The organism is Kitasatospora acidiphila, from assembly GCF_006636205.1.
Classification (GTDB): Bacteria; Actinomycetota; Actinomycetes; order Streptomycetales; family Streptomycetaceae; genus Kitasatospora; species Kitasatospora acidiphila.
This window is the reverse complement of record NZ_VIGB01000003.1, coordinates 4,193,173-4,218,297: the sequence shown is the minus strand read 5'-3', so window position 1 is coordinate 4,218,297 and position 25,125 is coordinate 4,193,173. Positions and strand designations below refer to the sequence as shown.

General features: G+C 70.9%; 23 protein-coding genes and 4 tRNA genes. 7 read left to right on the top strand and 20 right to left on the bottom strand.

The window, feature by feature from the left end; translation table 11 throughout:
- Positions 1–55: 55 nt before the first annotated feature.
- Positions 56–193 carry a hypothetical protein gene (locus E6W39_RS39520; protein WP_181799353.1) on the bottom strand — a complete coding sequence of 46 codons (138 nt, stop codon included), beginning with the start codon at positions 191–193 and terminating at the stop codon, positions 56–58.
- Positions 194–279: 86 nt separating this feature from the next.
- On the opposite strand from E6W39_RS39520, the gene fabI reads away from it, so the two are divergent.
- Positions 280–1,074, top strand: a complete 795-nt coding sequence (gene fabI / locus E6W39_RS19885; RefSeq protein ID WP_141634667.1) for an enoyl-ACP reductase FabI — start codon at positions 280–282, stop codon at positions 1,072–1,074.
- Between the two features lie 20 nt (positions 1,075–1,094).
- On the opposite strand, the gene E6W39_RS19880 is transcribed toward fabI, so the two are convergent.
- The 5 genes from E6W39_RS19880 to E6W39_RS19860 form a co-directional block, all read right to left on the bottom strand.
- The gene (locus tag E6W39_RS19880) at positions 1,095–2,804 is read right to left on the bottom strand and encodes an AfsR/SARP family transcriptional regulator (protein ID WP_228718232.1); all 1,710 of its coding nucleotides are present in this window, start codon (positions 2,802–2,804) and stop codon (positions 1,095–1,097) included.
- 464 nt (positions 2,805–3,268) lie between these two features.
- Positions 3,269–6,271, bottom strand: a complete 3,003-nt coding sequence (locus E6W39_RS19875) for an AfsR/SARP family transcriptional regulator (protein ID WP_141634665.1) — start codon at positions 6,269–6,271, stop codon at positions 3,269–3,271.
- 218 nt (positions 6,272–6,489) lie between these two features.
- Positions 6,490–7,164 carry a guanitoxin biosynthesis heme-dependent pre-guanitoxin N-hydroxylase GntA gene (gene gntA / locus E6W39_RS19870; protein ID WP_141634664.1) on the bottom strand — a complete coding sequence of 225 codons (675 nt, stop codon included), beginning with the start codon at positions 7,162–7,164 and terminating at the stop codon, positions 6,490–6,492.
- Complete coding sequence (locus tag E6W39_RS19865; protein WP_141634663.1) at positions 7,161–7,928, bottom strand: ABC transporter permease; 768 nt, start codon at positions 7,926–7,928, stop codon at positions 7,161–7,163. The genes gntA and E6W39_RS19865 overlap by 4 nt, the downstream gene beginning before the upstream one ends.
- The gene (locus tag E6W39_RS19860) at positions 7,925–8,938 is read right to left on the bottom strand and encodes an ATP-binding cassette domain-containing protein (RefSeq protein ID WP_141634662.1); all 1,014 of its coding nucleotides are present in this window, start codon (positions 8,936–8,938) and stop codon (positions 7,925–7,927) included. The genes E6W39_RS19865 and E6W39_RS19860 overlap by 4 nt, the downstream gene beginning before the upstream one ends.
- 248 nt (positions 8,939–9,186) lie before the next feature.
- Here E6W39_RS19860 and E6W39_RS19855 point away from each other — a divergent pair, with 248 nt between their 5' ends.
- A complete protein-coding gene (locus E6W39_RS19855) occupies positions 9,187–9,858 on the top strand; it encodes a GPP34 family phosphoprotein (RefSeq protein WP_141634661.1) in 672 nt (223 codons plus the stop codon).
- A gap of 36 nt (positions 9,859–9,894) precedes the next feature.
- On the opposite strand, the gene E6W39_RS19850 is transcribed toward E6W39_RS19855, so the two are convergent.
- Entirely contained in the window at positions 9,895–10,407 is a 513-nt protein-coding gene (locus tag E6W39_RS19850; RefSeq protein ID WP_141634660.1) for a DinB family protein, read from the bottom strand.
- Positions 10,408–10,528: 121 nt separating this feature from the next.
- The gene (locus E6W39_RS43575) at positions 10,529–10,657 is read right to left on the bottom strand and encodes a hypothetical protein (protein WP_308191832.1); all 129 of its coding nucleotides are present in this window, start codon (positions 10,655–10,657) and stop codon (positions 10,529–10,531) included.
- Positions 10,658–11,113: 456 nt separating this feature from the next.
- Between E6W39_RS43575 and E6W39_RS19840 the strand changes: the two genes are divergently transcribed.
- Positions 11,114–11,317 carry a cold-shock protein gene (locus E6W39_RS19840; RefSeq protein WP_097236452.1) on the top strand — a complete coding sequence of 68 codons (204 nt, stop codon included), beginning with the start codon at positions 11,114–11,116 and terminating at the stop codon, positions 11,315–11,317.
- A 202-nt stretch (positions 11,318–11,519) separates the two neighbouring features.
- On the opposite strand, the gene E6W39_RS19835 is transcribed toward E6W39_RS19840, so the two are convergent.
- The 5 genes from E6W39_RS19835 to E6W39_RS19815 form a co-directional block, all read right to left on the bottom strand.
- Positions 11,520–11,596 (bottom strand) — tRNA-Phe (locus E6W39_RS19835).
- Positions 11,597–11,615: 19 nt separating this feature from the next.
- Positions 11,616–11,689: transfer RNA gene (locus tag E6W39_RS19830), tRNA-Asp, on the bottom strand.
- Positions 11,690–11,741: 52 nt separating this feature from the next.
- Positions 11,742–11,814, bottom strand: a tRNA-Glu gene (locus tag E6W39_RS19825).
- A 119-nt stretch (positions 11,815–11,933) separates the two neighbouring features.
- On the bottom strand, positions 11,934–12,275 hold the full coding sequence (locus E6W39_RS19820) for a metallopeptidase family protein (protein WP_141637840.1): 342 nt from the start codon (positions 12,273–12,275) through the stop codon (positions 11,934–11,936).
- 671 nt (positions 12,276–12,946) lie between these two features.
- Entirely contained in the window at positions 12,947–13,312 is a 366-nt protein-coding gene (locus E6W39_RS19815; RefSeq protein WP_141634658.1) for a hypothetical protein, read from the bottom strand.
- A 296-nt stretch (positions 13,313–13,608) separates the two neighbouring features.
- Between E6W39_RS19815 and E6W39_RS19810 the strand changes: the two genes are divergently transcribed.
- Both E6W39_RS19810 and E6W39_RS19805 read left to right on the top strand, forming a co-directional pair.
- The gene (locus E6W39_RS19810; protein WP_407658411.1) at positions 13,609–15,864 is read left to right on the top strand and encodes a DEAD/DEAH box helicase; all 2,256 of its coding nucleotides are present in this window, start codon (positions 13,609–13,611) and stop codon (positions 15,862–15,864) included.
- A 143-nt stretch (positions 15,865–16,007) separates the two neighbouring features.
- A complete protein-coding gene (locus E6W39_RS19805) occupies positions 16,008–16,838 on the top strand; it encodes a TIGR02452 family protein (RefSeq protein ID WP_141634657.1) in 831 nt (276 codons plus the stop codon).
- Between the two features lie 38 nt (positions 16,839–16,876).
- Here E6W39_RS19805 and E6W39_RS19800 read toward each other — a convergent pair whose 3' ends face one another.
- The gene (locus E6W39_RS19800; RefSeq protein WP_141634656.1) at positions 16,877–17,746 is read right to left on the bottom strand and encodes a DUF3592 domain-containing protein; all 870 of its coding nucleotides are present in this window, start codon (positions 17,744–17,746) and stop codon (positions 16,877–16,879) included.
- Between the two features lie 132 nt (positions 17,747–17,878).
- Complete coding sequence (locus E6W39_RS19795; protein ID WP_141634655.1) at positions 17,879–18,184, bottom strand: hypothetical protein; 306 nt, start codon at positions 18,182–18,184, stop codon at positions 17,879–17,881.
- Positions 18,185–18,379: 195 nt separating this feature from the next.
- On the opposite strand from E6W39_RS19795, the gene E6W39_RS19790 reads away from it, so the two are divergent.
- Positions 18,380–18,452 (top strand) — tRNA-Lys (locus E6W39_RS19790).
- A 1,016-nt stretch (positions 18,453–19,468) separates the two neighbouring features.
- Here E6W39_RS19790 and E6W39_RS19780 read toward each other — a convergent pair.
- Positions 19,469–19,675: a hypothetical protein gene (locus E6W39_RS19780; RefSeq protein ID WP_141634654.1), complete on the bottom strand. Its 207-nt coding sequence runs from the start codon at positions 19,673–19,675 to the stop codon at positions 19,469–19,471.
- Positions 19,676–20,389: 714 nt separating this feature from the next.
- Between E6W39_RS19780 and E6W39_RS19775 the strand changes: the two genes are divergently transcribed.
- Entirely contained in the window at positions 20,390–20,767 is a 378-nt protein-coding gene (locus E6W39_RS19775; protein ID WP_141634653.1) for a hypothetical protein, read from the top strand.
- An 801-nt stretch (positions 20,768–21,568) separates the two neighbouring features.
- Here E6W39_RS19775 and E6W39_RS44220 read toward each other — a convergent pair.
- The 4 genes from E6W39_RS44220 to E6W39_RS43565 form a co-directional block, all read right to left on the bottom strand.
- Positions 21,569–21,898 carry a tyrosine-type recombinase/integrase gene (locus E6W39_RS44220; RefSeq protein ID WP_407658626.1) on the bottom strand — a complete coding sequence of 110 codons (330 nt, stop codon included), beginning with the start codon at positions 21,896–21,898 and terminating at the stop codon, positions 21,569–21,571.
- The gene (locus E6W39_RS43015) at positions 21,784–22,920 is read right to left on the bottom strand and encodes a site-specific integrase (protein WP_220140236.1); all 1,137 of its coding nucleotides are present in this window, start codon (positions 22,918–22,920) and stop codon (positions 21,784–21,786) included. The genes E6W39_RS44220 and E6W39_RS43015 overlap by 115 nt, the downstream gene beginning before the upstream one ends.
- A gap of 508 nt (positions 22,921–23,428) precedes the next feature.
- The gene (locus E6W39_RS43570; RefSeq protein WP_323809060.1) at positions 23,429–24,022 is read right to left on the bottom strand and encodes a sensor histidine kinase; all 594 of its coding nucleotides are present in this window, start codon (positions 24,020–24,022) and stop codon (positions 23,429–23,431) included.
- Positions 24,019–25,014, bottom strand: coding sequence for a HAMP domain-containing protein (locus E6W39_RS43565; RefSeq protein ID WP_181799352.1), 996 nt, complete (start codon positions 25,012–25,014; stop codon positions 24,019–24,021). Before E6W39_RS43565 ends, E6W39_RS43570 begins: the two co-directional genes overlap by 4 nt.
- Positions 25,015–25,125 lie beyond the last annotated feature (111 nt).

Genomic DNA, 25,125 nt, shown 5'->3' with positions numbered 1-25,125 from the left:
CGGATCCCCCGCGCGACGACCAGCAGCAGCACGCCGAGCACGATGAGCCCGATGCTCACCAGCGGTTGGTCATGGGGAAGTGGTTGACGATGAAGTAGCTCTTCTTCGGATCCTGCCCGGCCGCTTTCTGGACGAGCGGTGCGATGCCCTGGAGCAGGCAGAGGATCCCGGCGATGTCGAGCACTACCAGCATTTCATCCCTTTCTCGGCGTGTTTATCGGCCGGGGCCGACGTTCGTGGCGTTCCCACGATTTCGTAGCGTTCCCACAGGGGGCAGGCATGGATCTACTCAAGGGCAAGACGATTCTGGTCACCGGTGTTCTGACGACCAATTCGATCGCCTTCCACACGGCTCGGGTGGCGCAGGAGCAGGGCGCCGGCCTGGTGCTCACCGGCTTCGGCCGGATGAGCCTGGTCGAGCGGGTGGCCCGCCGGCTGCCGCAGCCGGTGCCGGTGGTCGAGCTCGACGTGACCGACCGGGAGCAACTGGCCTCGCTGGCCGCCCGGGTGGGTGAGCACACCGACCGGCTGGACGGGGTGCTGCACTCGGTCGCCTTCGCGCCCCAGGCGGCGCTCGGCGGCGGCTTCATGACCGCCGAGTGGGAGGACGTCGCCCCGGCCGTGCAGGTCTCCGCCTACTCCCTGCAGGCGGTGACCCGGGCGGCACTCCCGCTGCTGGCCGACGGCAGCGGGATCGTCGGCCTGGACTTCGACGCCTCCCGGGCCTGGTACGAGTACGACTGGATGGGCGTGGCCAAGGCCGGACTGGAGTCGTGCGCCCGGTACCTCGCCTCCTACCTCGGTGAGCGCGGGATCAGGGTCAACCTGGTGGCCGCCGGCCCGCTGCGCACCACGGCGGCCGCCTCGATCGGTTCCGGTGACTTCCACGAGGTGGTCGAGTGGAACCAGCGGGCGCCGCTCGGTTGGGACGGCGCGCGGTTCGAGCCGGTGGCCCGGGCGTGCGTGGCGCTGCTCTCGGACTGGTTCCCGGCCACCACCGGCGAGATCGTCCATGTGGACGGCGGGGCGCACGCGATCGGTGACCGGCCGGGTGCGCCCAAGCGGGCGGTCTGAGCTGTTCGGCACGGCGGGCCCTAAGCGGCCAGCACCTCGGCCGCCTGCTCCCGGACGAAGAGCCGGACCAGCGGGTGGAGGCGGTAGCTGAACCGGTGGTCGTCGCGGATGCTGTCGAGGTCCAGCAGCCGGGCGTCCACCAGTTCCTCCAGGACCTCCTCGGACCGGCGCTCGTCGGTGTGCAGCAGCAGGGCGACCTGCGCCGCGGTGCAGCGCGGCTGGCCCAGCAGCGCGAGTTGGCGCAGCGTCGCCCGGGCGGTCGGGCGCAGCGCGGTGTAGCTGCTGCGCAGCCGGGCGCGCACGTCCAGTCCGCCGTGCCGCAGTTCGTCCAGGCGGTGCTGCTCGGGTTGCAGCCGGGTGGAGAGCAGGGCCAGCGGCCACTGCGGTCGGGACGCCAGGCGGGCACCGCAGATCCGCAGGGCCAGCGGCAGCCGTTCGCACAGCTCGACCAGGACGGCGGCGGCCTCCGGTTCGGCGGCCACCCGGTCCGGCCCGACCAGGGCGGCGAGCAGGGCGAGGCCCTCGGCGGCGGTGAGCGGTCCGAGCCGGACCAGGCCGACGCCCTCCAGCGAGTTCAGCGGGGTGCGACCGGTGATGATGGTGCGGCAGTTGGCGCCGCTGGGCAGCAGCGACCGCAGCTGGGCCTCGTCGACGGCGTTGTCCAGCACCACCAGGACCCGGCGGTCGTTCACCACCCGGCGGTACAGCTGGACCCGTCCGTCCAGGGTGGGCGGGATCGCGGCCGGCGGCACGTCGAGCGCCCGCAGGAAGACCTGCAGTACGTCGGCGGGGTCCTTGGCGGTCCCGTCCGGCCTGGTCAGGTCGGTGTAGAGCTGGCCGTCGGGGAAGTGGCCGCGCAGCAGGTGGGCGGCGCGCAGGGCCAGCGCGGACTTTCCGATGCCGGGCATGCCGGTGACCACCACCAGGTGGTGGCGGATCCGGTCGTGCGGGGCGGGCAGGCCGGCCAACTCGTCGACCAGTTCGGCCAGCTGTGCTTGCCGGCCGGTGAAGTCGGTGCTGTCGGCGGGCAGCATGGCGGGCGCGGTTCGGATGAGTTCGACCGGTGCGGTGGGTGCCTCGGGCAGCGATCCGGCCAGGATCCGGTGGTGCACCTCGCGCAGTTCCGGCCCGGGCTCCACCCCGAGCTCGTCGCGCAGCACCTGGACGCAGTCGCGGTGGACGGCGAGTGCGTCCGCCTGTCTGGAGCAGCGGAACAGCGCCGTCATCAGCTGCACTCTGAGGCGTTCCCGCAGCGGGTGCGCCGCGACCAGCCGGGTCAGTTCGGGGATCAGCTCCTGCTGGAGGCCGAGTGCGAGGTCGGCCTCGATCCGGCTCTCCAGCGTGGCGGCCCAGGCCTCCTCCCACTGCGGCACCTCGGACTCCGAGAGGAAGGCCGTGGTGTTGGACAGCGGGACGCCGTGCCAGAGCTCCAGCGCCGAGTGCAGCAGAGTGGCGGCCCGGGCGTACTGACGGGCCGCCAGGGCCTGGCGGCCGAGCCGGTCCAGCCGCTCGTACTCGACCGCGTCGATCCAGGAGTCCCGCGGGTCGAGGGCGTATCCGGGCTGCCGCCGGCTGATGGCGACCGTGTCCCCCAACTGCTTACGCAGCCGGGACACATAGGTGTAGATCTGCGCGTTCATCGTCGCCGGCGGCTCCCAACCCCAGAGCGCCCGGCTCAGCCGCTCGTTGGAGACCACCTGGCCCCTGGCCAGCAGGAGCGCTGCGAGCATGGTGTGGATCTTCGTTCCGGCGAGCGGAACTCTGGCATCGCCACGACGGGCCTCGACCGGCCCGAGTACGCGGAACTCCATGCTGATACCCCGCTGTATCTCGGCATCGCACTGATGTGCAGGTCGACGCTAGCCCGGCGGGTTGTTCTCCGATTATCGCCTCGATTTCGTCAGCTAGGCCCGGGCCGCGGGGGGACCGATAGTCGGGCGAAACTGGTTCGACATCCGATAGTCCTACAGTCTTGGTGCAAGGACAGCGCAGCACGTCCCCGAGCGCGTCAAGGAGACAGCAGATGTCGCGGTTCCGGTTTCCGTTGACCCCCGAAAGCTTAAGCGCCAGCGCAATGAATATCGACCCGCCGACCCCCAGCGGTGACTATCCCTGGGACTGACGGACCGCCAACTCCGGTGTGAGTGGGGACGGATGCCACCGGCCCCCCTGTCCGACGGCCCGACGGCCCCGCTCACGCCGGGACGCGCAACAGCCCCGTCAGCCGCTCCGCGGTGACGGCCGCGCCGCCGAACCCGCCGCGCAGCGCCCCGAGCAGCCGCTCGGTCCTGGCCCGCCAGGTTCTGGAACCCAGCGCGTCGAACCTGGCCCGAGCCAGCTCCAGGTAGTCCACCGACGCGACGACCTCGCCGCGCAGCGCCGCCACACAGGCCAGATCGGTCTCCAACCGCCCCAGCAGGAACCGATCAGCGGTCTGCTCGGCCAACTCGGCCGCCTCCCGCAGGGTCTGCTCCGCCTCGGTCAGCTGCCCGCACCGCCACTGCGCCTCGCCGAGGGCCCGTAACGCATGCGTCTGGCCGACCAGATCGCCGTCCGAGCGGCTCAGCGCCAACGCCCGCCAGCCGGGCACGATCGCCTGCCGGCTCTCGTCGGCCCGCAGCAGCGCCTCCGCCAGCCGGAAGGTGCTCTGCGCCTCGGCCCGCCGCGAGCCGCTGTCCCGGCTGAGCACCACGGCCTCCGAACTCAACTCGATGGCCTGCTGCGGGTTCCCGCGCTCGGCCTCCACCTGGGCGAGCACCCCCAGCACATGCACCGTGTCCCGGACGCTGCCCTTCTCGCGCAGCACCGCCAGCGACCGCCGGCAGTAGTCGCCGGCCTGCTCCAGATTGCCCCGGAACCGCGCGCACAGCCCCAGTTGACGCAGCGCCTGGGCATGCCCCATCTCGTCCCCGACCCGCTCGAACAGCCGCAGCGCCGGAACCAGCCGCTCCTCGGCCTCGGCGTACCGGCGCTGGTAGATCGCCAGCGAACCGAGCGAGCGCAACATGGTCGCCTCGCCCAGCAGATCGCCCGCCGACCGGGCCGCGGCCATCGCCAGCTCGGCCGTCGCCCCCCAGTCCTCCAGGCAGTTGCGGGTCTCGAAGAAGGCGCTCGCGTACATGGCCAACGGCCAGGCGACATCGGCCCGGCCCTCCCGGGCGGCGTGGCCGATCACCTCGACGATCGCCGAGCGCTCGCTCTCGAACCAAGCCATCGGGTCCTTGAGCAGCTCGCCGACCAGGTCGCCCGGCAGCTCCGTGCGCGGCGCCGAGCCCAGCCGGGGTGCCGGACCGCCGATCAGCCTGCGGTGCGCGGCCTCGGCCAGTGCCAACCAGCCGCCGTAGGCGCGGCGCAGCGCGCCGATCCGGTCGCTCGCGGTCTCCTCCTCCTGGGCCCGCTCCCAGGCGTACAGCCGCAGCAGGTCCTGGAAGCGGTAGCGGGTGCCGCTGCCGGAGCCGCCGGGCACCACCTCCAGGAGCTGGGCGTCGACCAGTTGCTCGATGAGGCTCTCGGCCTGCCGCAGATCGGTCTCCAGCAGGCCGGCGCCCACCCAGGAGGCGAAGTCCGGCGTGGTCAGCAACCCGAGGCGGCGGTACAGCTGCGCCGTCTGGGGCGACAGGTAGCGGTAGCTGAGCGCGAATCCGGCGCGCACCCCGCCGCAGCCCGGGCTCAACTCGTCCAGCCGGCGGCGCTGGTCCTCCAGCCGGTCCACCAGCGAGCGCACCGACCAGTGCGGCTTGGCGACCAGCCGGGCCGCGGCGATCCGCAGCGCCAGCGGCAGCCGGTCGCAGAGGATGCCCAGCCGCTCGGCGGCCTCCGGCTCGGCCGCCATCCGCTGCGCCCCGGCCATCCGGCTGAGCAGCACGGCCGCCTCCTCGGCGCTCAGCGTGGGCAGCGACACCCGCTGCACGGCGAAGTCACCGGTGACGTCGTCCACCGCGTCGCGGCTGGTGACCAGCACGCAGCAGCGCCCGCTGCCCGGCAGCAGCGGGCGCACCTGGGCGAACGAGCGCACGTTGTCCAGCACGATCAGCACCCGCTTGCCGCTGAGCACGCTGCGGTAGAGCGCCGCCTGGGCGTCGAGGTCCTGCGGGAGCCGGCTGTCCGGCACCCCGAGGGCGCGTAGGAACCGGTCCAGCGCGCCGGACGGCCCGAGCGGGTCGTGCTGCTCGTCGTAGCCGCGCAGGTCGGCGAAGAGCTGCCCGTCGGGGAACCGGACGGCCACCCGGTTCGCCCAGTGCATCGCCAGTGCGGTCTTGCCGACCCCGGCCACTCCGGTGATCGCCGCCACGGTCAGCGGCCGGGTGGCGTCGTCCTCCTCCAGGATCCGGTCCAGCCGGGCCAGTTCGGTGGCGCGCCCGGTGAACGCCGCCACGTCCGCGAGCAGTTGGGCGGGCAGCGGGGCCGACGGGATGCCGCCGGCCCGGTGGTCGGGGCGGCTCAGTTCCGGGGAGTCCTGCAGGATCAGGTGCTGCAGGGTCTGCAGGGCCGGGCCGGGCTCGATGCCCAGCTCCTCGACCATCAGCCGGCGGCCCTCGCGGAACAGCGCCAGCGCCTCCGCCCGCCTGCCGCTGCGGTATTGAGCAAGCATCAGCTGGACGCGGGGCTGCTCGCGCAGCGGATGCTCCTGCACCAGGGCCGCGAGCTCGCCGGCCAGGGTCCGGTGCTGACCTAGTTGAAGCTGCAACTCGGCTCTCTCCTCGAGGAGTTCGAGTCTTCGCTCGTCCAGCCGCCCGGCCGCCACCTTGATCCGGTGCGCGGTCATGCCGTCGAGCACCGGGCCGCGCCACAGCTCAAGGGCCCGTTCCACCAAGGCGTTCGCCTCGTCGGTCCGCCCGGCTCTGGCGGCCTCGCGGGCTGCCTCGGCCAGCCGCTCCGCCGTCACGGTGTCCAACTCGTGCCCGCGCAGGGCCAGTAGGTAGCCCGGTGGCTCGGTGCGGATCAGGTCGGTGATTCCGGCCGATATCCGGAACAGCTTGCGCAGGCCGGCGACGCAGATCGCCACCTGGTTCCGCGCGGTGGCCGGTGCTCCCGCCGGCCACACCGCCTCGACCAGGTTCTCCACCGAGACGATCCGGTCCGGGGAGAGCAGCAGCATGGACAGGATCGTTCGCTGCCGGGCACCACCGAGCGGCACCCGCCGTCCGTCACTCTCGACCTCCAGGGGGCCGAGGACTCTGAACAGGATCTGACCCACTGCTGAACCACCCCCGGTGTTCCGCGTGCCAGCCACCACCGCATCAGTTTTGTCTCATCATTCAACATCGTTTTGACAAACTTTCGTACGGAACATGGCAAGAGGATCATGCGGAGTACGGAGTTGGGTGACGAGTGACTGCGGTTGAACAACGGCATTCGGTGCGGGCGGGACCGAAGAGGGGGCGGCAGCACGCTGACTGGTGGTCAGCGGCTGCGTCAGGCCGAGGGAGGGTGCGGTACGAACGGACAGCGCCAGTCCTGCTCGGTCATCCGGCCGCTGTGGTGCCGCGCCTCGTCCTTGTAGGTGGTGAAACTCGGGTTGACCGATCCGTGGAGGGCCTTCTCCCGCTTGCGGATCCGCCCGCGCAGCTTGAAGAAGTTGATGCCCAGCGCGTTGAACTGGAGATGGGAGTTGAAGACCAGGGCCGGGCGCCGGAACCGCCGGCTCGGCCGGGACGCCCCGGGGTGCAGGCCGACCACGAAGAACGGGTGGCCGTGGATCGAGTACGCGAAGTCGGCCGAGCCCGGATCGGAGTCGTACAGCCCGCTCCACGGGTGCCGGCGGTCCTGGTCGTGCAGCGCCTGCAGGTGCCGCCAGAGCACCGCCTCGAACTCCGGCTCGGTGGTGTCCCCGGGCCGCTCGAAGGTGGCCACGAACGAGGTGAAACTGCGGGAGTCGGGCTCGAATCCGGCCAGGAACGCGTCCAGCGCCGCGAGATGGGCCGACACCGACGACTCGTCGCCCAACTCCTCGAAGTGGTGGTGCACGATGGTGCCCCGGCGCAGCGCCGCCCGGGCCCCCAGGCAGACGAAGTCCTCCTCGCCGATGAAGTCGGCCAGTGCGGCGAAGACCTCGGCCGCCTGCGGCGCGGTCGGCCGGGGCGCGGTCATCGGGCCGCCCGGTGGAACTTGGCCACGGCCAGCGGTCCGGTCAGCAGCGCGATGCCCAGCGCCCAGGCCAGGGTGACGACCACCGGGCCGGCGGCCGAGCCGCCGTCGGTCAGCGCGCGGCAGGCGTCCGCCAGGCTCGACAGCGGGTTCACCTTGGTGAAGGCCCGCAGCCAGCCGGGCATGGTGCCGGTCGGCGCGAACACCGAACTGCCGAACTGCAGCGGCAGCACCACGATCATGCCCAGGCCCTGCACCGCCTGGGGGCTCTTCAGCACCAGCCCGAGCAGCACCGAGACCCAGAGCAGCGAGATCCCGAACACCATGGTCAGCCCGATCGAGCCGAGCAGCCTGAGCACCCCGGCCTTGGCGTCCAGGCCCAGCAGCAGGCCCATCAGGAGCAGCACGGCCATCGCCGCCGCCATCCGCGCGGCCTCCACCAGCACCTTGGCCACCAGCACCGAGGAGCGGGCGATCGGCAGGGTGCGGAACCGGTCCATCACCCCGGTGCCGAAGTCCGAGTTCACCCCGACGCCGGCGGTCATCGCGACGTTCACCGCGACCAGGCCGAGCAGACCGGGCATCACGTACTGCACGTAGTCGTGCTGGCTGCCGGAGACCGCGCCGCCGAAGACGTAGACGAACAGCACCGTGTAGATCACCGGCATCAGCAGCACGTCGAAGAGCGAGTCCGGGTTCGCCCGGATCAGCAGCAGGTTGCGCCGCACCAGCGCGCCGACGTGGTGGAAGCTCGCGGTGGCACTCACACCCGGACCGCCTCTCGTGAATCGGCCTGGCCGGACTCGGCCGGCTTGCCGGTCAGGGTCAGGAACACCTCGTCCAGGCTGGGCAGGCTGGTGTCGATCTCGGCGACCGGGATGCCCTCGGCACCGAGCAGCGCGATCACGGCGGTCAGGTGCTCCTCGCCGCGGACGGGCATCGCCAGCACCCCGTCCCGCTGGGACAGCCGGGCCTCCTCGCGCGGCGCCAGCTCGGCCGCCGTCAGCGCCTTCACCAGGCGCTCCAACTGCCCGTCGCCGCCCGGCCGGATCCGCAGGGTCCGCCCGCCGACCTCGGCCTTCAGCTCGTCCACCGGTCCGGCCGCGACCACCTTGCCGCCGTCGATCACGGTCAGCTCGGACGCCAACTGCTCGGCCTCCTCCATGTACTGGGTGGTGAGCAGCACCGCCGTGCCGTCCTGGGCCATGCCGCGGACCTCGTCCCAGACCTCGTTGCGGCTGCGCGGGTCGAGGCCGGTGGTCGGCTCGTCCAGGAAGAGCACCGCCGGGCGGCCCACCATGCTGGCCGCCAGGTCCAGCCGGCGGCGCATCCCGCCGGAGTAGGTGTCGGCCGGCCGCCCGGCCGCGTCGGTCAGCGAGAACCGCTCCAGCAGCTCGTCGGCGCGGGCGCGGGCCTCCTTGCGGCCCAGGTCCAGCAGCCGCCCGATCAGGTAGAGCGTCTCCCGGCCGGGGAGCTTGCCGTCCACCGCGGCGTACTGCCCGGTCAGGCCGATCATCCGGCGCACCTCCTTGGGCCGCCGCAGCACGTCGTGGCCGCCCACGGTGACCGTCCCGGCGTCCGGGCGGACCAGCGTGCAGAGGATCCGCACCAGGGTGGTCTTGCCCGCGCCGTTGGCGCCGAGCACTCCCAGCACCGTGCCGCGGCGCACCGCCAGGTCCACACCGGCCAGCGCGGTCACCCCGTCCGGGCCGCCGTAGCGTTTGACCAGCCCTTGCACGGCTACCGCGGGATCGTCGGCGTTCGGCAGTGGTGTCATGGGCGCAGTGAACAGCGGCCACCTATACGGAGTCGATATGAGCGGGAGCCGCGCGGCCCAAACCACCCCGGGCCGGCGTTGCTGACTGAATGTCAGGTACGCCTGCGGTACTCCCCGGCTACTTCCTTCGGAGGAGGAGCACGACGATCGCGGTCGAGGCGGCCGTCGCCGGGCTCATCCTTTCGGGCAGGAGCCGGTCCATCCCCACGGTCGATGGGCGGTTCGAGGGCGGACGGTAGCGTCGAGCCGTGACTGATGCGCTGCCGTACCTCACGTATCTGCTCGCTTACGACCCCGCCGTCCACGGTCCGTTCAACCGGGCCAGGACCGCCGCCCTGGTCCGCGCCGCGGTGGTCGTCGAACTGGCGCTGCGCGGTCAGCTCGCCGAGGCCGACGGAGTCGTCCGCCCGACCGGGGCGCCCGTGGAACGGGACCCCGTGCTGGCCGCCGCCCGTCCCCGCTGCGACGCCCAGCCGGCCGGCTGGGCCCAGCTGCTGAGACGCGACCGCGCCCAGACCCTGCGAGCGGTGGAGGACCGGCTCGCCGCCACGGGCCTGCTCACCGTGGAGGAGCGGCAGACCCTGGTGGTCCCGACCCGCTGGGTGACCCTCACCACTCCCGAGGCCGCCGACGCCGTCCGCCGCCGGGTGGCCGCCCTGCTGGCGTCGCCCGGCCCGGCCCGCCGCGTTCCGCCGGGCGACGCCGCCCTGGCAGCCCTGGCCGCCGCGGCCGGCCTGCCCCCCGCGCACCGCGGCCACCCCCGCGGCGCCGCCATGACCCGCCGCCTCGCCGATGTCGCCCCGGGCCTCGCCCAAGCCATCCGCAACCTTCCCGCCGACCTCGCCCGGAGCACCCGCCTCCCGGCGGGACCACACCACGAAGGCCCGGGCGAGCCACCGGCGGCCGCAGCGCCGTCGTGAGCCGCAGCGGCGGTGGACGGGGTCGGACGGGCGGGCCTATTCGCCGGTGACGCCGTCGATCAGCTCGCGGATGATGTCGGCGTGCCCGTTGTGCCGTGCCGTTTCCTCGACCATGTGCATCAGCACCCATCGCACATCGGTCGGGCCGTGGCGCAGCTCACGGGTCTCGTCCAGGTCCGCGATCGCGGCGATGAGCTCCCGGCTGCGGGTGCAGGCCTTCAGGTAGCCGGCCACGATCCGCTCGATCGTGTCGTCCGGGGTGACCTTGGTGTCCGCCTCCGGGTCCGCCTCGGTGATGAAGAGCGCCGGCTCGTCAACCTCGGCCACGCACCGGGCGATCCAGTAGTGCTCGCACTCGGTGAGGTGCTTGACCAGCCCCAGCAGACTCGTGCCCGAGGGCACCGGCGAGTAGCGGGCCTGCTCCTCGGACAGCCCGTCCAACTTGGTCAGCAGCGTGGCCCGGTGCCAGTCCAGCCAGGCTGTGAGGGACTCGGGCTCGGGCGCGACGTACGGCGGGTCCGAGCGCTTGATCGCCAGATCGAAGGTCATGATCAACAGTCTGTCAGGCGCATCGTCAGCTGACAGTCATTACTCGGATGTGGGGGCGAAAAAGCCCCCGAAGCGATCCGCTTCAGGGGCATCGTGCCTGGTCAGGACTGTCTTGCCAGGGTCACAGGAGGAAAAGCTTGGTGAAGGGCGCAGAGATCCGGACCCGTTGCGAGCCGAAGTCGACGACCACTGCGGTGCCGTCGCCCTCAACGGTGATGGCCCGGCCGAGGCCGTACTGGTCGTGCGACACGCGATCTCCGACAGCGAATTGCTTGATAGGAGGCGGGGGCGCAGCGCGGAAGGGGCTGGTGGGCAGGTGGCGCCGGGGCGCAGGCGATTTCGACATCAGTGCCAGTATGCGCCCAATACGGCGCGCTGGGGCCCCTGCCCGTGGCCGAAATTTTTCCAGCCTTCTTGGATCTTGGGTCTCCGGCAGCTGCGGGCGCTGCCGGACCGAGGGGACTGCCCGGCGGCGCGGCGGGGTTCGGGGCGCCGGCAGACTCGCCGCGGCGAACTTCCCCGTTTCGGCTCGGCCCCTGCTACAGTCGAAGTAGTTGCAGTTGTGGTTCCCATGAACTTGTGTGCGCCTGCTGGTTGTAACCGCAGGCGCATTTTTGTTTACCGGCTATTACCGGCCTGGTCATCATCGCGGCGATGCAAGCTCGCGACGTGCGAGTTTTTGAACATCCTTCTTAGGAGATTTTTTATGGCTAATGGCACTGTGAAGTGGTTCAACTCGGAAAAGGGCTTCGGCTTCATCGAGCAGGAGGGTGGCGGTCCCGACGTGTTCGCCCACTTCTCGAACATCCAGGCCAACGGCTTCCGTGAGCTGCTCGAGGGCCAGAAGGTCGAGTTCGACGTCACGCAGGGCCAGAAGGGCCCGCAGGCGGAGAACATTCGCCCGCTCTAAGACTTGCCGCCCGGCGCCTGCCGAGCAGCCGGGGCCCGCACCGTGTACACACATGGTGCGGGCCCTTCGGCGTTCCACGACCGTCGTCGCCAGTGACCAGCGACACACCCGGATGCTCGGCCGGGGCCACCCGCGCGGCGTCAGCGGACACGAAAATGCCCCCGAAGCGATCCGCTTCAGGGGCACCGTGCCTGGTCAAGGCTGGTGGCCAGGGCCGGGGTCGAACCGGCGACCTTCCGCTTTTCAGGCGGACGCTCGTACCAACTGAGCTACCTGGCCGCGTCCCTTGCGGGACGAGCGATCCTGACGGGACTTGAACCCGCGACCTCCACCTTGACAGGGTGGCGAGCTAACCAACTGCTCCACAGGACCTCAACGAAACCTTGCGGCTCCGACTGTACTGCATGTACTGCGCTTTACTGCGTGCCCCCAACGGGATTCGAACCCGTGCTACCGCCTTGAAAGGGCGGCGTCCTGGGCCACTAGACGATGAGGGCTTTCGGCCCGCCTGCTGTTCTCCAGCGGTCGGGGACGTGAGAAGCATATGGGATCCGGGCGCGAACACCAAAACGGATTGATCCGCCCGGCCGCGGGCCCGGTCGGCGGGCTGACCAGGTCAGGACCAGCCGAGCTCGTGCAGCTCGTGGTCGTCGAAGCCGAAGTGGTGGGCCACCTCGTGGATGACGGTGGTGCGGACCTCGGCGATCACGAGCTCCGCGGTCTCGCACAGGCGCAGGGTCGGGCCGCGGTAGATGATGATCCGGTCGGGCAGCACCCCGGCGTACCACTCACCGCGCTCGGTCAGCGGGGTGCCCTCGTAGAGGCCGAGCAACTCGGGGGTGGCGGGGTCGGGCTCGTCCTCGACGAAGACCGCGACGTTGTCCATCATGGCCGCCAGCTGCGGGGGGATCTGGTCGAGGGCGTCGCTGACCAGGCCCTCGAATACTTCCCGGCTCATCTCCACCCGCCCATTGTCGACGGGCGGGTGAGGGAGTGCCAGATCATCGGCGACGGACGGCCGTCTCGCGCGTGTCGTGCGTGTCGCGCGGGCGGCGCCGGCCGCGCGGGCGATGGGGGCTGCGTGCGGTCGGCACCGGTGCCGCGTCGGATCCGCGTGGCGTCGGCGCACGCGCCGGGGCGTGCGCATGGTCGCCCGTGTCCCCGTGGCGGCTCGGGCGTTGGGCACCGGAAGGGCCGCCGGTTGCGCGGCCAGGGCGGGGCGGCCAGGAGAGGCGGCGGCAGTGGTTCCGACGAATCCGACGAAGGCGAAGGCGAACTGGGTCCGGGTGACGGTGACCGGGGCTTCGAGGGCGGGCGCGCGGTTCCAGATCCGGCCGGGCAAGCGGTTCGGCTCCGGCGGCGGGCCGGCCGGGCGGCGGCTGTCGGTGGCGTCGGTGGTGCGGCAGAGCCTGGTCATGCGGCAGGGCCTGGTGGTGTGCGGGGGCGGCCGGCCGGAGCGGGCGGCCGCCTTCCGGACCATGGCGGTGCGCACCGCGGTGCTGGCGCTGTCCTCGCTGAGCGCGGCGGGGTGCATGGCGGTGGGCTCCGGCACGGACCAGCAGCCGGTCGCACACGCCTCCGGGGTGGCCAGCCCGAGCGGCCGGGCCTCCGGGCGCCGGTGGCGAACCATCAGGCCGGGCGCCCGGGGCGGACCGGGCACGGCGCGGGCGGGTCGGCCGCGAGCAGCGGTGCCACGGTCGGTGCCTCGGGGGCCGCCCCGGTGCCGCCCGGCAGCGAGCCGGCCCAGCCGAGCGACCCGGGCCCGGGTGTGTCGCCGGCGCCCGCCGTGCCGGGGAGCGTGGTGCCGGTGCCGCCGCAGTCCGGGTCGGCCGGCGGCGCCGGTGGCGGGCCGACGGCGGGGTCCGGGCGCACCGGCGGCGGCTCGGGCGGCGGCAGCCAGGCCCCGAGCACCGGTGGCCCCGGTACGACGGGCGGCGGCCCCTCGGCGACGGCGCTCCCGGCGCCGTCCGCGTCCAGCCGGCCGACCCCGTCCACGGCCCCCAGCCCGGCGCCGACACCGACGGCCAGCGGCTCCGGACCGGCCGCCGGCTCAGGATCCGCGGCCCGGCGTGGCGGATCGGTCGCACAATAGGGAGTTGGCCAGCGGGTTTGCCTTTGCTCCGATGGCTCCCGTATGGTGGTAGATCGTTCGTTTGATCCATTTGACTGGCGCCCTGATCCCCTTTTTCGGCGCCCTTGGCGCGTTCCGGCGATCCGTGGCTGACCGCATAGAGGCGGTAGTAACTCAGAACCCCGGACTTTGGCGCGTGCCACTTCCGGAAGGTTTTGCATTGTCTCTCGTTGACGACGACCGCTTCGTCATGCCCGCTGACGCCCAGGACGAGACGGTTGACGCCGCCGACCTGATCGACACCATCGACGCCGACCTCACCGACGCCGAGCCCACCGACGCCGTCGAGGAGCCCGCCGAGCCCACCATCACCTTCGGTGACCTGGGCCTGCACGACGACGTGGTGCGTGCCCTCGCCAAGCGCGGCGTCACCACCCCGTTCCCGATCCAGGCCGCGACCATCCCGGACGCGCTGGCCGGCAAGGACGTCCTCGGCCGTGGCCGCACCGGCTCCGGCAAGACCCTGAGCTTCGGCCTGCCGCTGCTCACCCGCCTCGCCGACGGCGAGCGCACCAAGCCCAAGCACCCGCGCGGCCTGATCCTGGTGCCGACCCGCGAGCTGGCCATGCAGGTCGCCGACGCGCTGGAGCCGTTCGGCTCGGTGCTCGGGCTCAAGCTCAAGGTGGTCTGCGGCGGCACCTCGATGTCCAACCAGATCTACGCGCTGGAGCGCGGCGTCGACGTCCTGGTGGCCACCCCCGGCCGCCTGCGCGACCTGATCAACCGCGGCACCGCCAAGCTCGCCGACGTCCAGACCGTGGTGCTCGACGAGGCCGACCAGATGGCCGACATGGGCTTCCTGCCCGAGGTCACCGAGATCCTCGACCAGGTGCCGGCCGGCGGCCAGCGCCTGCTCTTCTCCGCCACCCTGGAGAACGAGATCGACACCCTGGTCAAGCGCTACCTGAAGAACCCGGTCACCCACGAGGTCGACCCCTCGGCCGGTGCGGTCACCACCATGACCCACCACATCCTCGTGGTGAAGCCGAAGGACAAGGCGCCGATCACCAACGCGATCGCCGCCCGCAAGGGCCGCACGATCATCTTCGTCCGCACCCAGATGGGCGCCGACCGGGTCGCCGAGCAGCTGATCGAGGCCGGCGTGAAGGCCGACGCGCTGCACGGCGGTATGACCCAGGGCGCCCGCACCCGGGTGCTGGGCGACTTCAAGGACGGCTACGTCAACGTCGTCGTCGCGACCGACGTCGCGGCGCGCGGTATCCACGTGGACGGCATCGACCTGGTGCTCAACGTGGACCCGGCCGGCGACCACAAGGACTACCTGCACCGCTCCGGCCGCACCGCCCGGGCCGGCCGCTCCGGCGCCGTCGTCACCCTGGTGCTGCCGCACCAGCGCCGTGGCGTCTTCCGCCTGATGGAGGACGCGGGCGTGGACGCCTCCCGGCACATCCTGGACCGCGCCTTCGACGCCGAGGTCGCCAAGATCACCGGCGCCCGCTCGCTGGTCGAGGTCCAGGCGGAGAGCGCCTCCGGCATCGCCGGTGCCGCCGAGCGTGAGGTCGCCGAGCTCAGCAAGCAGCTGGAGCGCGCTCAGCGCCGGGCCGCCGAGCTGCGCGACGAGGCCGACCGCCTGGCCGCCCGGGCCGCCCGCGAGCGGGCCGAGCTGGGCATCGAGGAGGAGCCGGCGGCCCAGGCCGACGAGCCGGCTGCCGGTGCCGAGGCGGCCGCGGCCGTCGAGGAGCAGCGCGAGGTGCGCGAGGTCCGGGAGACCCGCGAGCCGCGCGAGGAGCGGATTCCGGCGTACCGGGAGCCGCGCAACGAGCGGTCGTCGTTCGGCGGTGGCGGTCGTGACCGCGATGACCGCGGTGGCCGTTCCTTCGGTGGTGGCGGTCGTGACCGCGACGATCGCGGTGGCCGTTCCTTCGGTGGTGGCGGTCGTGACCGTGACGACCGTGGTGGCCGCTCGTTCGGTGACCGTCCGGCGCGTTCGTTCGGTGACCGTGACAACCGCGGTTTCGGTGGTGGCGGTCGTGACCGTGACGACCGTGGTGGCCGTTCCTTCGGTGACCGTCCGGCGCGTTCGTTCGGTGACCGTGACAACCGCGGTTTCGGTGGTGGCGGTCGTGACCGTGACGACCGTGGTGGCCGTTCCTTCGGTGACCGTCCGGCGCGTTCGTTCGGTGACCGTGACAACCGGGGCTTCGGTGGTGGCGGTCGTGACCGTGACGACCGTGGTGGCCGTTCCTTCGGTGACCGTCCGGCGCGTTCCTTCGGTGACCGCGACAACCGCGGCGCCGGCAGCAGCCGTCCGTTCGCCCGCCGTGACGACCACCGCTCCGGCGGCCGTCCGCAGGGTGGCGGGTACGGCGACCGCGCCGGCCGTTCCTACGGGGACCGCTCGTTCGGCGACCGTGACAACAACGGCGGCGACCGCAAGCCGCGTTGGAAGAACTGACGCTCGGTCGGCTTGCCGCCGACGGGTGTTGAAGGCCCGCTCCACTCCGGTGGGGCGGGCCTTCCCGCATTCCGCCGTCGTCCTCTCCCGCCCGTTCCCTTATCCGTTGGCGGCGGGCGCGGGCGGCGGCGTACCGTCGGCGGATGAGCAGCAGACTGAGCGAACTGGCCAAGCGGAACGAGGAGATCGCAGGCCGGGGAAGCTATCGGACGGCGGACGGCACCGAGGTGGTGATCCGCGACTGGCTGGCGGCCGCCCAGGACGGCACCGTCAGCTATGCGCCGGACTGGACCGGCGCCGGCGCTGACGACCCCTCAAGCCGCTCCGGTGCGCCGGTCGCCGAGGTCACCGCCGAGGGCAGCATGGCGGCCGCCCGGCGGCTGGTGCGGGACCACGGGGACGAGGCGGCGGTCGGCGTGCTCAACTTCGCCTCGGCACGCAACCCCGGCGGCGGCTACCTGCGGGGCGCCCGGGCCCAGGAGGAGGACCTGTGCCGCAGCGCACTGCTCTACTCCTGCCTGCTGGGCGCGCCGGACTACTACGCCGAGCACCGGGCCTCCAGCGATCTGCGGTACAGCCACCGGGTGGTCTTCTCGCCCGGGGTGCCGGTGATCCGCGACGAGCACGGTGAGCTGCTCGCCCAGCCGTACCGGGTCGACTTCCTGACCTCGCCGGCCCCCAACGCCGGCCAGCTGCAGCTGCGTTCACAGAGCTCGCCGGCCGAGCTGGCGGAGCTGCTGACCGAGCGGGCCCACCGGGTGCTGGCGGTGGCCGCCGAGCACGGGGTGCGGCAACTGGTCCTGGGCGCCTGGGGGTGCGGGGTGTTCCGCAACGACCCGGTGCAGGTGGCCGAGGCCTTCGGGGCGGCACTGGCGAGCCATGGCTCGGCCTTCCAGCGGGTGGTGTTCGCGGTCTGGGACCGCTCGCCGCAGTCGGCCAACCGGGCCGCGTTCACGGCCCGGTTCGGCGGCTGATCGACCGGCTGGGCCCAGTGGGCCGACGGCTGGCCCGGTCAGTGGCTGGTGAGCGTTTCGCCGACCGTGATCAGGGCACCGCAGCAGGCCAGCATCGCGACCAGGCCGACCGTGGCCGTGGTCAGGGCGGCCCGCTCGGCCGACGGCCGGGAGAGGCTGTCGACCCGGAACAGCAGCGGATCCTGCGGCAGATGACGGATCGTCACCACCCGCCCGTCGGCCGGGTAGCCATGCCGGTTGTGGGTGGACAGGTCGACGCCGGTGATCCGCTCGCCGCCGACCGAGGCGAAGCTGACCACCGGGTGGTAGCGGTGCGCGCCGTCCGCGCCGCCGTCCACCAGGTAGCTGCCGACCAGCCGCCCCGGGCCGACCACGCCCCGGTTGCGCAGCCGGGCCCGCTGCTCGCGCCGCCCGGCCCGGCTGTTCAGCAGCGCGGCGCTGCCGAGCGCCAGGGCCGAGCCGGCCAGCACCCCGCTGGTGGCGATCGCGTCCGGATCGGTCCACCGGGTCAGCACCAGGGCGACCGAACCCACCGTCATCAGCAGCAGGCTGGTCAGCCCGGCGTCCAGCACGCTGGTCTGCGGGCCGACCTGGAAGCGCTCGGGATCGCCCGCCAGATACCGGACGGCCACGGTCTGGCCCGGCCAGCCCGCCAGCGGCACCCGCCCGCAGGCCGGCCGGCCGACCACCTCGCGCTCACTGACCGGATCGGTGAACCGGACGACCAGGTGGACCGAGTCCGTGTCGTGCCACCGCGACAGCCGCACCTCGGTGACGGTGCCCCGCACCTCGGTCCCGAGCCGGGCGAACCGGGTGAGCCGCAGCGCCACCGCCGGCACCCCGATCACCAGCACCACCAGGCCCGCCCACCAGCAGTACAGCGACACTCCGTGGCTGACATGGCTCATCGTCGTCCCCCCGACTTCGTCGCCGCGCCTCGACCCTCTCAGTGACTCCCCGTCATCTGCTCGGCCACCTCGGTAGCCGTAATGTGATCCTGCCCAGTTCCCGGGCTCCTGTCACCCGCGACCGCCGGATGCTCAGCGTGCGAGCCGACGCTCCGTCAGCACCGAGACGGCCGCGACCACACCGGTCACCGCGAGCACCGACGGCCAGGCGCCGATCTTCTTGGCCAGGGGGTGCGAACCGCCGAACGCCGCGAGGTAGAGACCGGTCAACCCGGCCGCCGCCCCCGTCCCGGCGTCCCGTCGCCACTGGTACGCCGCACCGGCACCGGCCGCCGCCAGCACGGCGCCCCCGAGCGGCCGCTTCCCGGTGAAGCGGGCGGTGCCGTAGCCGCCGATCAGCCCGGCGGCGGCGATCGCGGCGGTGGGGATCCTGGGCATGGCTGCGCTCCTTCGGTGTCATCCACTCCGACCGGGCCCCTCGCGACCCCGGTCCGTTCGACCCTAACCCGCCCCCGCCGCCCCCGACGCCCACCGCCCGGGGCACGGCCCCCAAACCACTGGCCAATCGCCGCCCTCCACCCGGTAGGATCGTCCCGGCCAACGCGTACCGTCCCGGTACCGCGCCCGGCCATCGGGCCGCTAGCTCAATCGGCAGAGCTGCGGACTTTTAATCCGTAGGTTCAGGGTTCGAGCCCCTGGCGGCCCACCCATTCTGACCTGGGCGTTCTCCCAACGGGAGGGCGCCCGGTCTGCTTGGGGTGGGACAGCGGTGTGACATCAGTGAGACACAGGCTGATCGGCGGGTGGGTGGCGGCGGTCCGTATGAAGTGGACTCGCTGGGCCTCGGGAGGGTTGACGGATTGTCGGACTCGCTGCTCCTTCTTGTAGGAAGGCGACAGCGGCGAGATCGATTACAGGATCGGCTCTGAACCGGGACCAACGAACTCGCTCAGCGCCGACGAGGGACCGACGCGCCTCCTCCCCTCCGTCGGCGACAGCCGCATGGGGTTGACGCCCAAACTTGACGCCGCACGCGCCCCGGGTCGGCGCTGCGGTGATGGGCAACGCCCAGCGGTAATTCGCTTGAACGGGCGCCAGGTGGGCGTGGCAGGCTTGCGCGGTGATTGTCGAGCTGGTCCCTGGCTTTCTGAGTTGGGACGAGGTGGACCCCGCCCGTCATCCCTTCGACAGCGCGTCGGTAGAGCGGGTGGTGCACTCACTTGGGCCGGCCAGGTATGTGCCGTGCCGCCCTGACGGTTCCTTCGCGGACCGGGCGGTGATCGCCTGGAGCCACGGCGAGGGCAAGCGCTGGGCCGACGCCATGTCGCATGCCCTCGTCGAACGCTACGGCCGTTGGGTCGTGGGCTGGTGCTGGTCGCACGACGAAGGGGACTTCCGTTCAGCATCCCCGGTACCGACCTCGCCGTCCCGGCCCGCCAGGCCGGGACGGCCCACTCCGTTCTGGACCAGACCGCCCGACGAGGATGAGCCCGACGGTCGGGAGCACGGCCTGCTCGGCCGCATCCGCGCCCCGGGTCCGCCGCCGGGCGGCCGGGCTCATCCTGGACGCCATCGACCAGGCCCTGACCGCTGCCCAGGATGAACTGCGGATCGCCGACTGGTACGCCGACGTCGGCGGCAAGAGCGCTGTCCGCCCGGGCCACGGTCGTCTTCCAGGAGTGGCAGCGCATCCGCGGCGAGGCCGCCACCACCATGCTCAACCTACGACCGGACCACGACACGGTCCTCCAGCACAGGCTGCGCGCCCGGCGCCACCGCCCGGACGCCTCCGACCGCGCCCGCGAGGCCGCCCACCGGGCCCACCAGACCACTGCCGCCGCGCACCGGCGCCTGGTCGGCACCACCGCCCAGCCCCTTTATCACGCCCTGGAACGCGTCGGCCTCTACGTGCTGACCGGCGACGACCATCAGGCCGTCCGTGAACTCACCTGCAACTTTGATCCCGCACGCTGCGTCAGGTCATGGCCTGGCTGGAGAGCACCCGCACTGCCGCGGCCGCGTGGAGCGAGAGGCGAAGAAGCAGTTGAAGGCCGCTCGGGCGGCGAATGCCGTGCTGCACTCGTGCTGGACGTGCCGGGGTTGGATCGGCGGGAAGGCGGGCTCGCCGCTAGAACTCGACGAGAAGGCTGGCCCGGACCGGTTGGAGTGAGCGCAGTGCGTGAGTGACCGGGAGGCGGAGCAGTTGGGCCCGCTGGTGCTGCCGGCCCCGACGAAGCGGGAGTTGGTGGCCGCGCTGGTCTGCGCTCCGGGCTCACCACCAAGGTCTCATCCGACGCGACAGCCGGGCCACAGGCATGCCCGCCACCAGCCCGAACAGCCGAAACGGCCCCGCCGGGAGAACCGACAGACCGTCACGAATTAGTCCGCCAGGCCGGTGCGACATCAGTTGTTACATGTGGGACTGGAAGAGACCTAAGACTCCTTTGTGAGCAGTAGCAGTAATTATTCCAAAAAATGGAGTGATGGCGAACTGTCCTGGATTTACGGAAATTGCACCGTGTCGTACGTCACGATTAGTAGAAATCAATAGACGTTCGTCGTCGCCGAATGCCATTCTCATGGAAGCAGGAGTGGCCATCATCAGGATGAGTCACACGACGGACCCTCTGAGGAGGAATTTCCATGCTTATCAAGTCCAGAGCCTTACGACGCCTGGCCGTCCTCGGCGCGACTGCCGCATTAGCCGGCGCCCTCGGGACTGCATCAGCGTCCGCCACCGCTATCCCGAACTCCAGCGGCGGTGGCTGCTCGGGATACGTCGGGGTCGGCAACGGCCTTTCAATCAAGTCGTGCATCGCCGCCAGCAACTGGGTGCTCTACCCGGATGGCTATATCTCCGGAAGCGCAGGAAACTGCTACCTTCACGTGACGCTGCTCGACAGTAATTACAGTATCGTCACCGACCGAACGTCCCCGTGCTCCTCCGGCCACGTCCTCGGGGAGAATACCTCGAACGTCGTGCTGGGGGCGGCAGCTACATCACTGAAATCGACGCCGTAATAAACGGCACGGACACCAAGCCGGTGTTCAGCCCCTGGGAGACCTACTAGCCTGGGGCTTTCACGAAGGTGATGATCCGACTACTGCCGAAACCGCAGGAGAGTGCTCCTGGCCTGGGACGCTTGGTCTTGTCTAGGCCTACCTAAGGGCCCCGGCCCCATTGCATGACGGCTCGCCAGCTGCGCTGGCGGGCCGTTTCTGCTGTCCGGGTCGGTATTTCTGCTGGTACTCAGGTTGAACTCGTCATGTCGTAGATGCTGAGAGTCGTTGATCCGTGGGTATGCCGTTGTCGTGCGATACACACAGGGGACGGGTTCAGTGCCCAGGAACAGCAGCGCCGGGAGCAAGTGCGGCTTGATGCTGCTGAGCGGTTCGAGCGTGGTGAGTGATGCAACAGAATGATCGCCGCCGAGCGGCCGATCCAACAGGACGGTGTTGTTGTAACGACTGGTTGAACCTGGGGGGAGTGCTTCTTTCACTGCGGCGACAGGACCCTAGACAAGCCCTATCGTCCCAGGTCAGAAGCACTCTCTTGCGTTTTGGCGAGCAGTCAGATCATCACCTCGCGAAAGCCCGAGGCTAGAGCATGCTGCGGAACTTCCTCGGCGCTCTCGCAGCCGCCAGCCGTGGTGACCAGATTGGGCCCCGAGGGCGGCAGGTTCACGATTGACCCCCGGAGGGACTCCGCGCGGGCACGAGGTCGTGCCACCCATCCCGGGTACATGCCTGCCACCAGCCACTTCCGGGTGTCGGCGGACTGGAAGGCGGCAAGAAGCGAACTCTTGAAGCGCCAATGGAAGCTCAAGCAGACTTCCGTCGCTGGGCCTGCCGGATATCGGCGGCGCGCAGACGGGCAGTGCTCTTGTACCGGATACTTCGGGAGTACTCGCGGGACGCCTGTTGGACGAGGCGGGCGGTGGCCTCGGCGCCGTCGTGAGCGGTTTCCGGCATGACGGACACGTAGGTGTCCGCGGTGGTCACGATGCTCGCGTGCCCGACCTGCTGCTGGACGACCTTCAGGTCGACCCGGGCACTGAGCGCGAGGCTGGCCGCGCCATGACGCAGGTCATGAAGCCGGATCGGCGGCAACTCACTGGCCCGCATGAGCTTTTGGAAGGTGTGCCCGACCAGGTCTGGGGCAAGAGGTTGGCCAAGGGAGTCGGTGAACACGTAGCCGGTCTCCGCCCAGCGCTCGCAGGCGGCGAGGCGTTCGGCTTCCTGGCGCTGGTGGTGGCCCGCAGTACGCGGAGCGTTCCCCGGTCGAGGGCGACTTGGCGCTGCCCGGCCCGGGTCTTGGGCGGGCACGCCTCGATAATGCCGCCCGCTCGTTTCTGGAGCTGACGCTGGATCGTCACCACGGCGTGGTCGAAGTCGATGTCGCTCCACAGCAGTCCGAGGGCCTCGCCGCGGCGCAGACCGCGAAGGGCGTAGAGGTGGTAGAGCGCGTACAGCCGGTGGTCGCGGATGATGTGGAGGAACTCGGCGGTCTGGATTGGGGTCCACACGGCCACCGGCGGGCGCTCGCCAGTCCGCTTCCATTGCGCGACCAGCGCGTCGCTCCACACCTGGGCGTGGGGCCGCCGCTCTTTGGGCAGGTCGAGGTCGCGCGCGGGGTTGTGGTCGATCAGCCTGGCGTTGACGGCCGCGGCGAGCGCCGCCCGTAGCGTCGCCTGGATACGCCGGAGCGTGGCTGCGCTGATGGCATCGCCAGCCGCGCGGCGCTTCTGGATGATCCGGCTGAAGGCTTGCTGGATGTGGTCGTAGGTCAGCTCCCGCAGGCACACCTTCCCGAGCAGCGGCGCTAGGTACTGCTCGATGTGCTTGCGGTACCCGCGCACCGTGGTCGGCCGCAACCGCTCCTCCGCATCCTCCAGCCACCGCCCAAGCCACTTCGCCGTCGTCAGCCGCGAGCCCCGGCGCGGCAGCGTGGGATCGACCAACCGCTGCAGCGCCGCGATCGCCTCGGCCTTGCTCGGATAGCCGCCCTGCCGCAAACGCGAGCGCGGGTCGTCCGCCGTCGCCCATACCGGCAGCGACACGTACCAGGCACCATGACCGCGCTGGGCGAACTTCGGACACTTCGTGCCCAGCTGCCGCTTCGAGCGGGGATCCCGGCATCCGCAGCGCTTGTAGACCGTTCCGTTGCCGTGCACAGCCACCTCCATGAGTTCGGTGAATCCGTAGCTCCACGTTGCCGAGCCCACGTCAGTTCGTCTGCAGCGCGGATCTCGAGATCACCTTCCCGAGTGGTGACTCCGGGCTTTCCACTGGAGGATGGCTGCCGAGGCGCTACCCTCCTCGCCGCTGTCGATCCGCCTCGGTTGGCACCGAGGAGCTTGCGGGAGATGGACAACCAGCTCCTGTGCGGCGTCCGCGACAGACTCGCCGGACACCATCACCAAAGAGGCCGGGGCAACACACATCCGGCAGTGGACGCTGTTCGAGGAGCCAGCCGCCCTGCACGCAAGAGTGGGGCCTGGCGCTGTCGCACCGACCAGGTGAACCCCGCGGGCGCTGTCGCGAGCGCACACGCCCCAGCGGCTTCCATGGGTGCATGAGGCATGCCGGAATGGGGACCAATTTGATGAATCGTCAGATAGCGGCGCTTCCGCGATTGCTGCCCGGTCTGACTGACAGCTCGTGGGTCAACATGGCTGGCCTTTACACGGCTGGCTCTGTGTCGTCCGCCCCAGGGGCCGGCAGTATCGATGGCGGGGGCACAGATGCTCCCGGCAGCATTACGGTCGCCAGCGCACCGCCGGTGCCGCCGTCCGGTCCCGGGCCAACGGAAGTCAGCGACACCTCGCCGCCAGCCTCGCGGACGGCCTGCGCAACGATGGCCAACCCGAGGCCCGACCCGGGCATCTGCCGGGCCGAGGGTGACCGCCAGAAGCGAGCGAACACGTGAGGTAGGTCAGCTGCCGGGATGCCCGGGCCGTGGTCACGGATGGTCAGCGTCCCGGAGCTCAGACAGATGTCGATGGCTCCGCTGGGCGGGCTGAACTTCACAGCGTTATCGAGGAGATTGATCACGGCACGCTCCAGAGCGTGCCCGTCGGCCCGCACGTACCACGGGTTCAAATCGATGTTGAACACCAGGCCGGGGCCGCGTAGCCGGGCCCGGTCGAGTGCGCGGGCGGCAACGTCGTGCAGCGGCACCACAACGAGGGACCCGGAGTCCTTCGCATTCGATGGTCGGGAGAGTTCCAACAGGTCACCGATGAGGGTGGAGAGTTCCACCATCTGTGCCTTCATGTTGCCGAAGAGCTTGGTGCGGGTGGCCTCCGGCAGTGCACGCCCGGTCTCTTCGCTGCGAACCAGGAGATCGACGTTGGTGCGAAGCGAGGTGAGGGGGTGCGGAGTTCGTGTCCGGCGTCGGCGATGAGTTGTGATTGGCTGTCGCGTGAGCGGGCGAGTGCGATGCTCATCGCGTTGAAGGATTCGCTCAGTCGTGTGATCTCGTCGTGGCCCGAGACGTCGATGGTCATGCCCGGTTCTTGGGTGCGGGCGATGTGCTCGGCTGCCTGGGTGAGGCGGTCTACAGGACGCAGGGCGGTGCGAGCGATCCAGAGGGCTCCTGCGGCTGCTGCGGCGATGACGAGGGTTGCCACGGCGATCGTGATCACGGTGAGCTGGTCGAGGGCGTCCTGCACGGGCTGCAGGGGCTGGGAGAAGGCCACGGCGGCGGTGGTGTTGCTTCCTTCGAACAGCACGGGGCCGAAGCTGATCACGTAGACGCGGACGGCCTTGCCGTCCGCGGTTGTACCGTTTCGGAAGTACGAGCGGGCTTCTGGTCCTGTGGTGCCGCTGCTGGCGACTGGCAGGTCATCTTGAGTGACCGTCACAGCCCGGGGATCGCCCTGGGGGCAGGATGAACCGTCGGCGGAGATCACGGTGGGGATGGTGTCCCTGGACAGCCACTGCTGGGTGGCGATGCCGTTGCACCAGGCGTTCATGGCCTTGATCTGCGCCGTGGAAGGGTTTTTGGTGTTCGGCGACCAGGAGTGTGCCAGGGTCTGGTCAACCTGGTTGATCATCTCGTTGCGTGCGACGAACCATCCGGTCGCCGCGATGATCACCACTGCCAGAGACACCGCTGCTGCGGCAAGCAGGGCCAGTCGCCCGCGTAGAGTCATACGGTTGAACCAGCCGCTCAGTCGCCGGATCACGCCAGATCCTGCAGTGGTCTGACCTGTCGTCGGCATTTCGGCCTGAGCTCCCTGAGCGTCTGCCCCGGTCTCGGTCATCGTCGCGTCTCCCCCTATGCGTTCGCCCATGGCCGCCAGGACAGAGCCGACGCTCGACACTCTGGTGCCGGCAGCGACCAGTCCTCCCCCGGGCCGTACGCCGCAAGCACA

Coding starts and splice junctions, on each gene's coding strand:
- gntA (WP_141634664.1), bottom strand. CDS start 7,164: ATGACCGCGCCCCGGCCGACCGCGCCGCAGGCGGCCGAGGTCTTCGCC.
- E6W39_RS19860 (WP_141634662.1), bottom strand. CDS start 8,938: ATGACACCACTGCCGAACGCCGACGATCCCGCGGTAGCCGTGCAAGGG.
- E6W39_RS19795 (WP_141634655.1), bottom strand. CDS start 18,184: ATGCCCAGGATCCCCACCGCCGCGATCGCCGCCGCCGGGCTGATCGGC.
- fabI (WP_141634667.1), top strand. CDS start 280: ATGGATCTACTCAAGGGCAAGACGATTCTGGTCACCGGTGTTCTGACG.
- E6W39_RS39520 (WP_181799353.1), bottom strand. CDS start 193: ATGCTGGTAGTGCTCGACATCGCCGGGATCCTCTGCCTGCTCCAGGGC.
- E6W39_RS19840 (WP_097236452.1), top strand. CDS start 11,114: ATGGCTAATGGCACTGTGAAGTGGTTCAACTCGGAAAAGGGCTTCGGC.
- E6W39_RS19775 (WP_141634653.1), top strand. CDS start 20,390: ATGCTTATCAAGTCCAGAGCCTTACGACGCCTGGCCGTCCTCGGCGCG.
- E6W39_RS43570 (WP_323809060.1), bottom strand. CDS start 24,022: ATGAAGGCACAGATGGTGGAACTCTCCACCCTCATCGGTGACCTGTTG.
- E6W39_RS19880 (WP_228718232.1), bottom strand. CDS start 2,804: ATGCTCGCAGCGCTCCTGCTGGCCAGGGGCCAGGTGGTCTCCAACGAG.
- E6W39_RS19850 (WP_141634660.1), bottom strand. CDS start 10,407: ATGACCTTCGATCTGGCGATCAAGCGCTCGGACCCGCCGTACGTCGCG.
- E6W39_RS19780 (WP_141634654.1), bottom strand. CDS start 19,675: ATGGTCGTCGCCGGTCAGCACGTAGAGGCCGACGCGTTCCAGGGCGTG.
- E6W39_RS19805 (WP_141634657.1), top strand. CDS start 16,008: ATGAGCAGCAGACTGAGCGAACTGGCCAAGCGGAACGAGGAGATCGCA.
- E6W39_RS19800 (WP_141634656.1), bottom strand. CDS start 17,746: ATGAGCCATGTCAGCCACGGAGTGTCGCTGTACTGCTGGTGGGCGGGC.
- E6W39_RS19820 (WP_141637840.1), bottom strand. CDS start 12,275: ATGAGCCGGGAAGTATTCGAGGGCCTGGTCAGCGACGCCCTCGACCAG.
- E6W39_RS43565 (WP_181799352.1), bottom strand. CDS start 25,014: ATGACCGAGACCGGGGCAGACGCTCAGGGAGCTCAGGCCGAAATGCCG.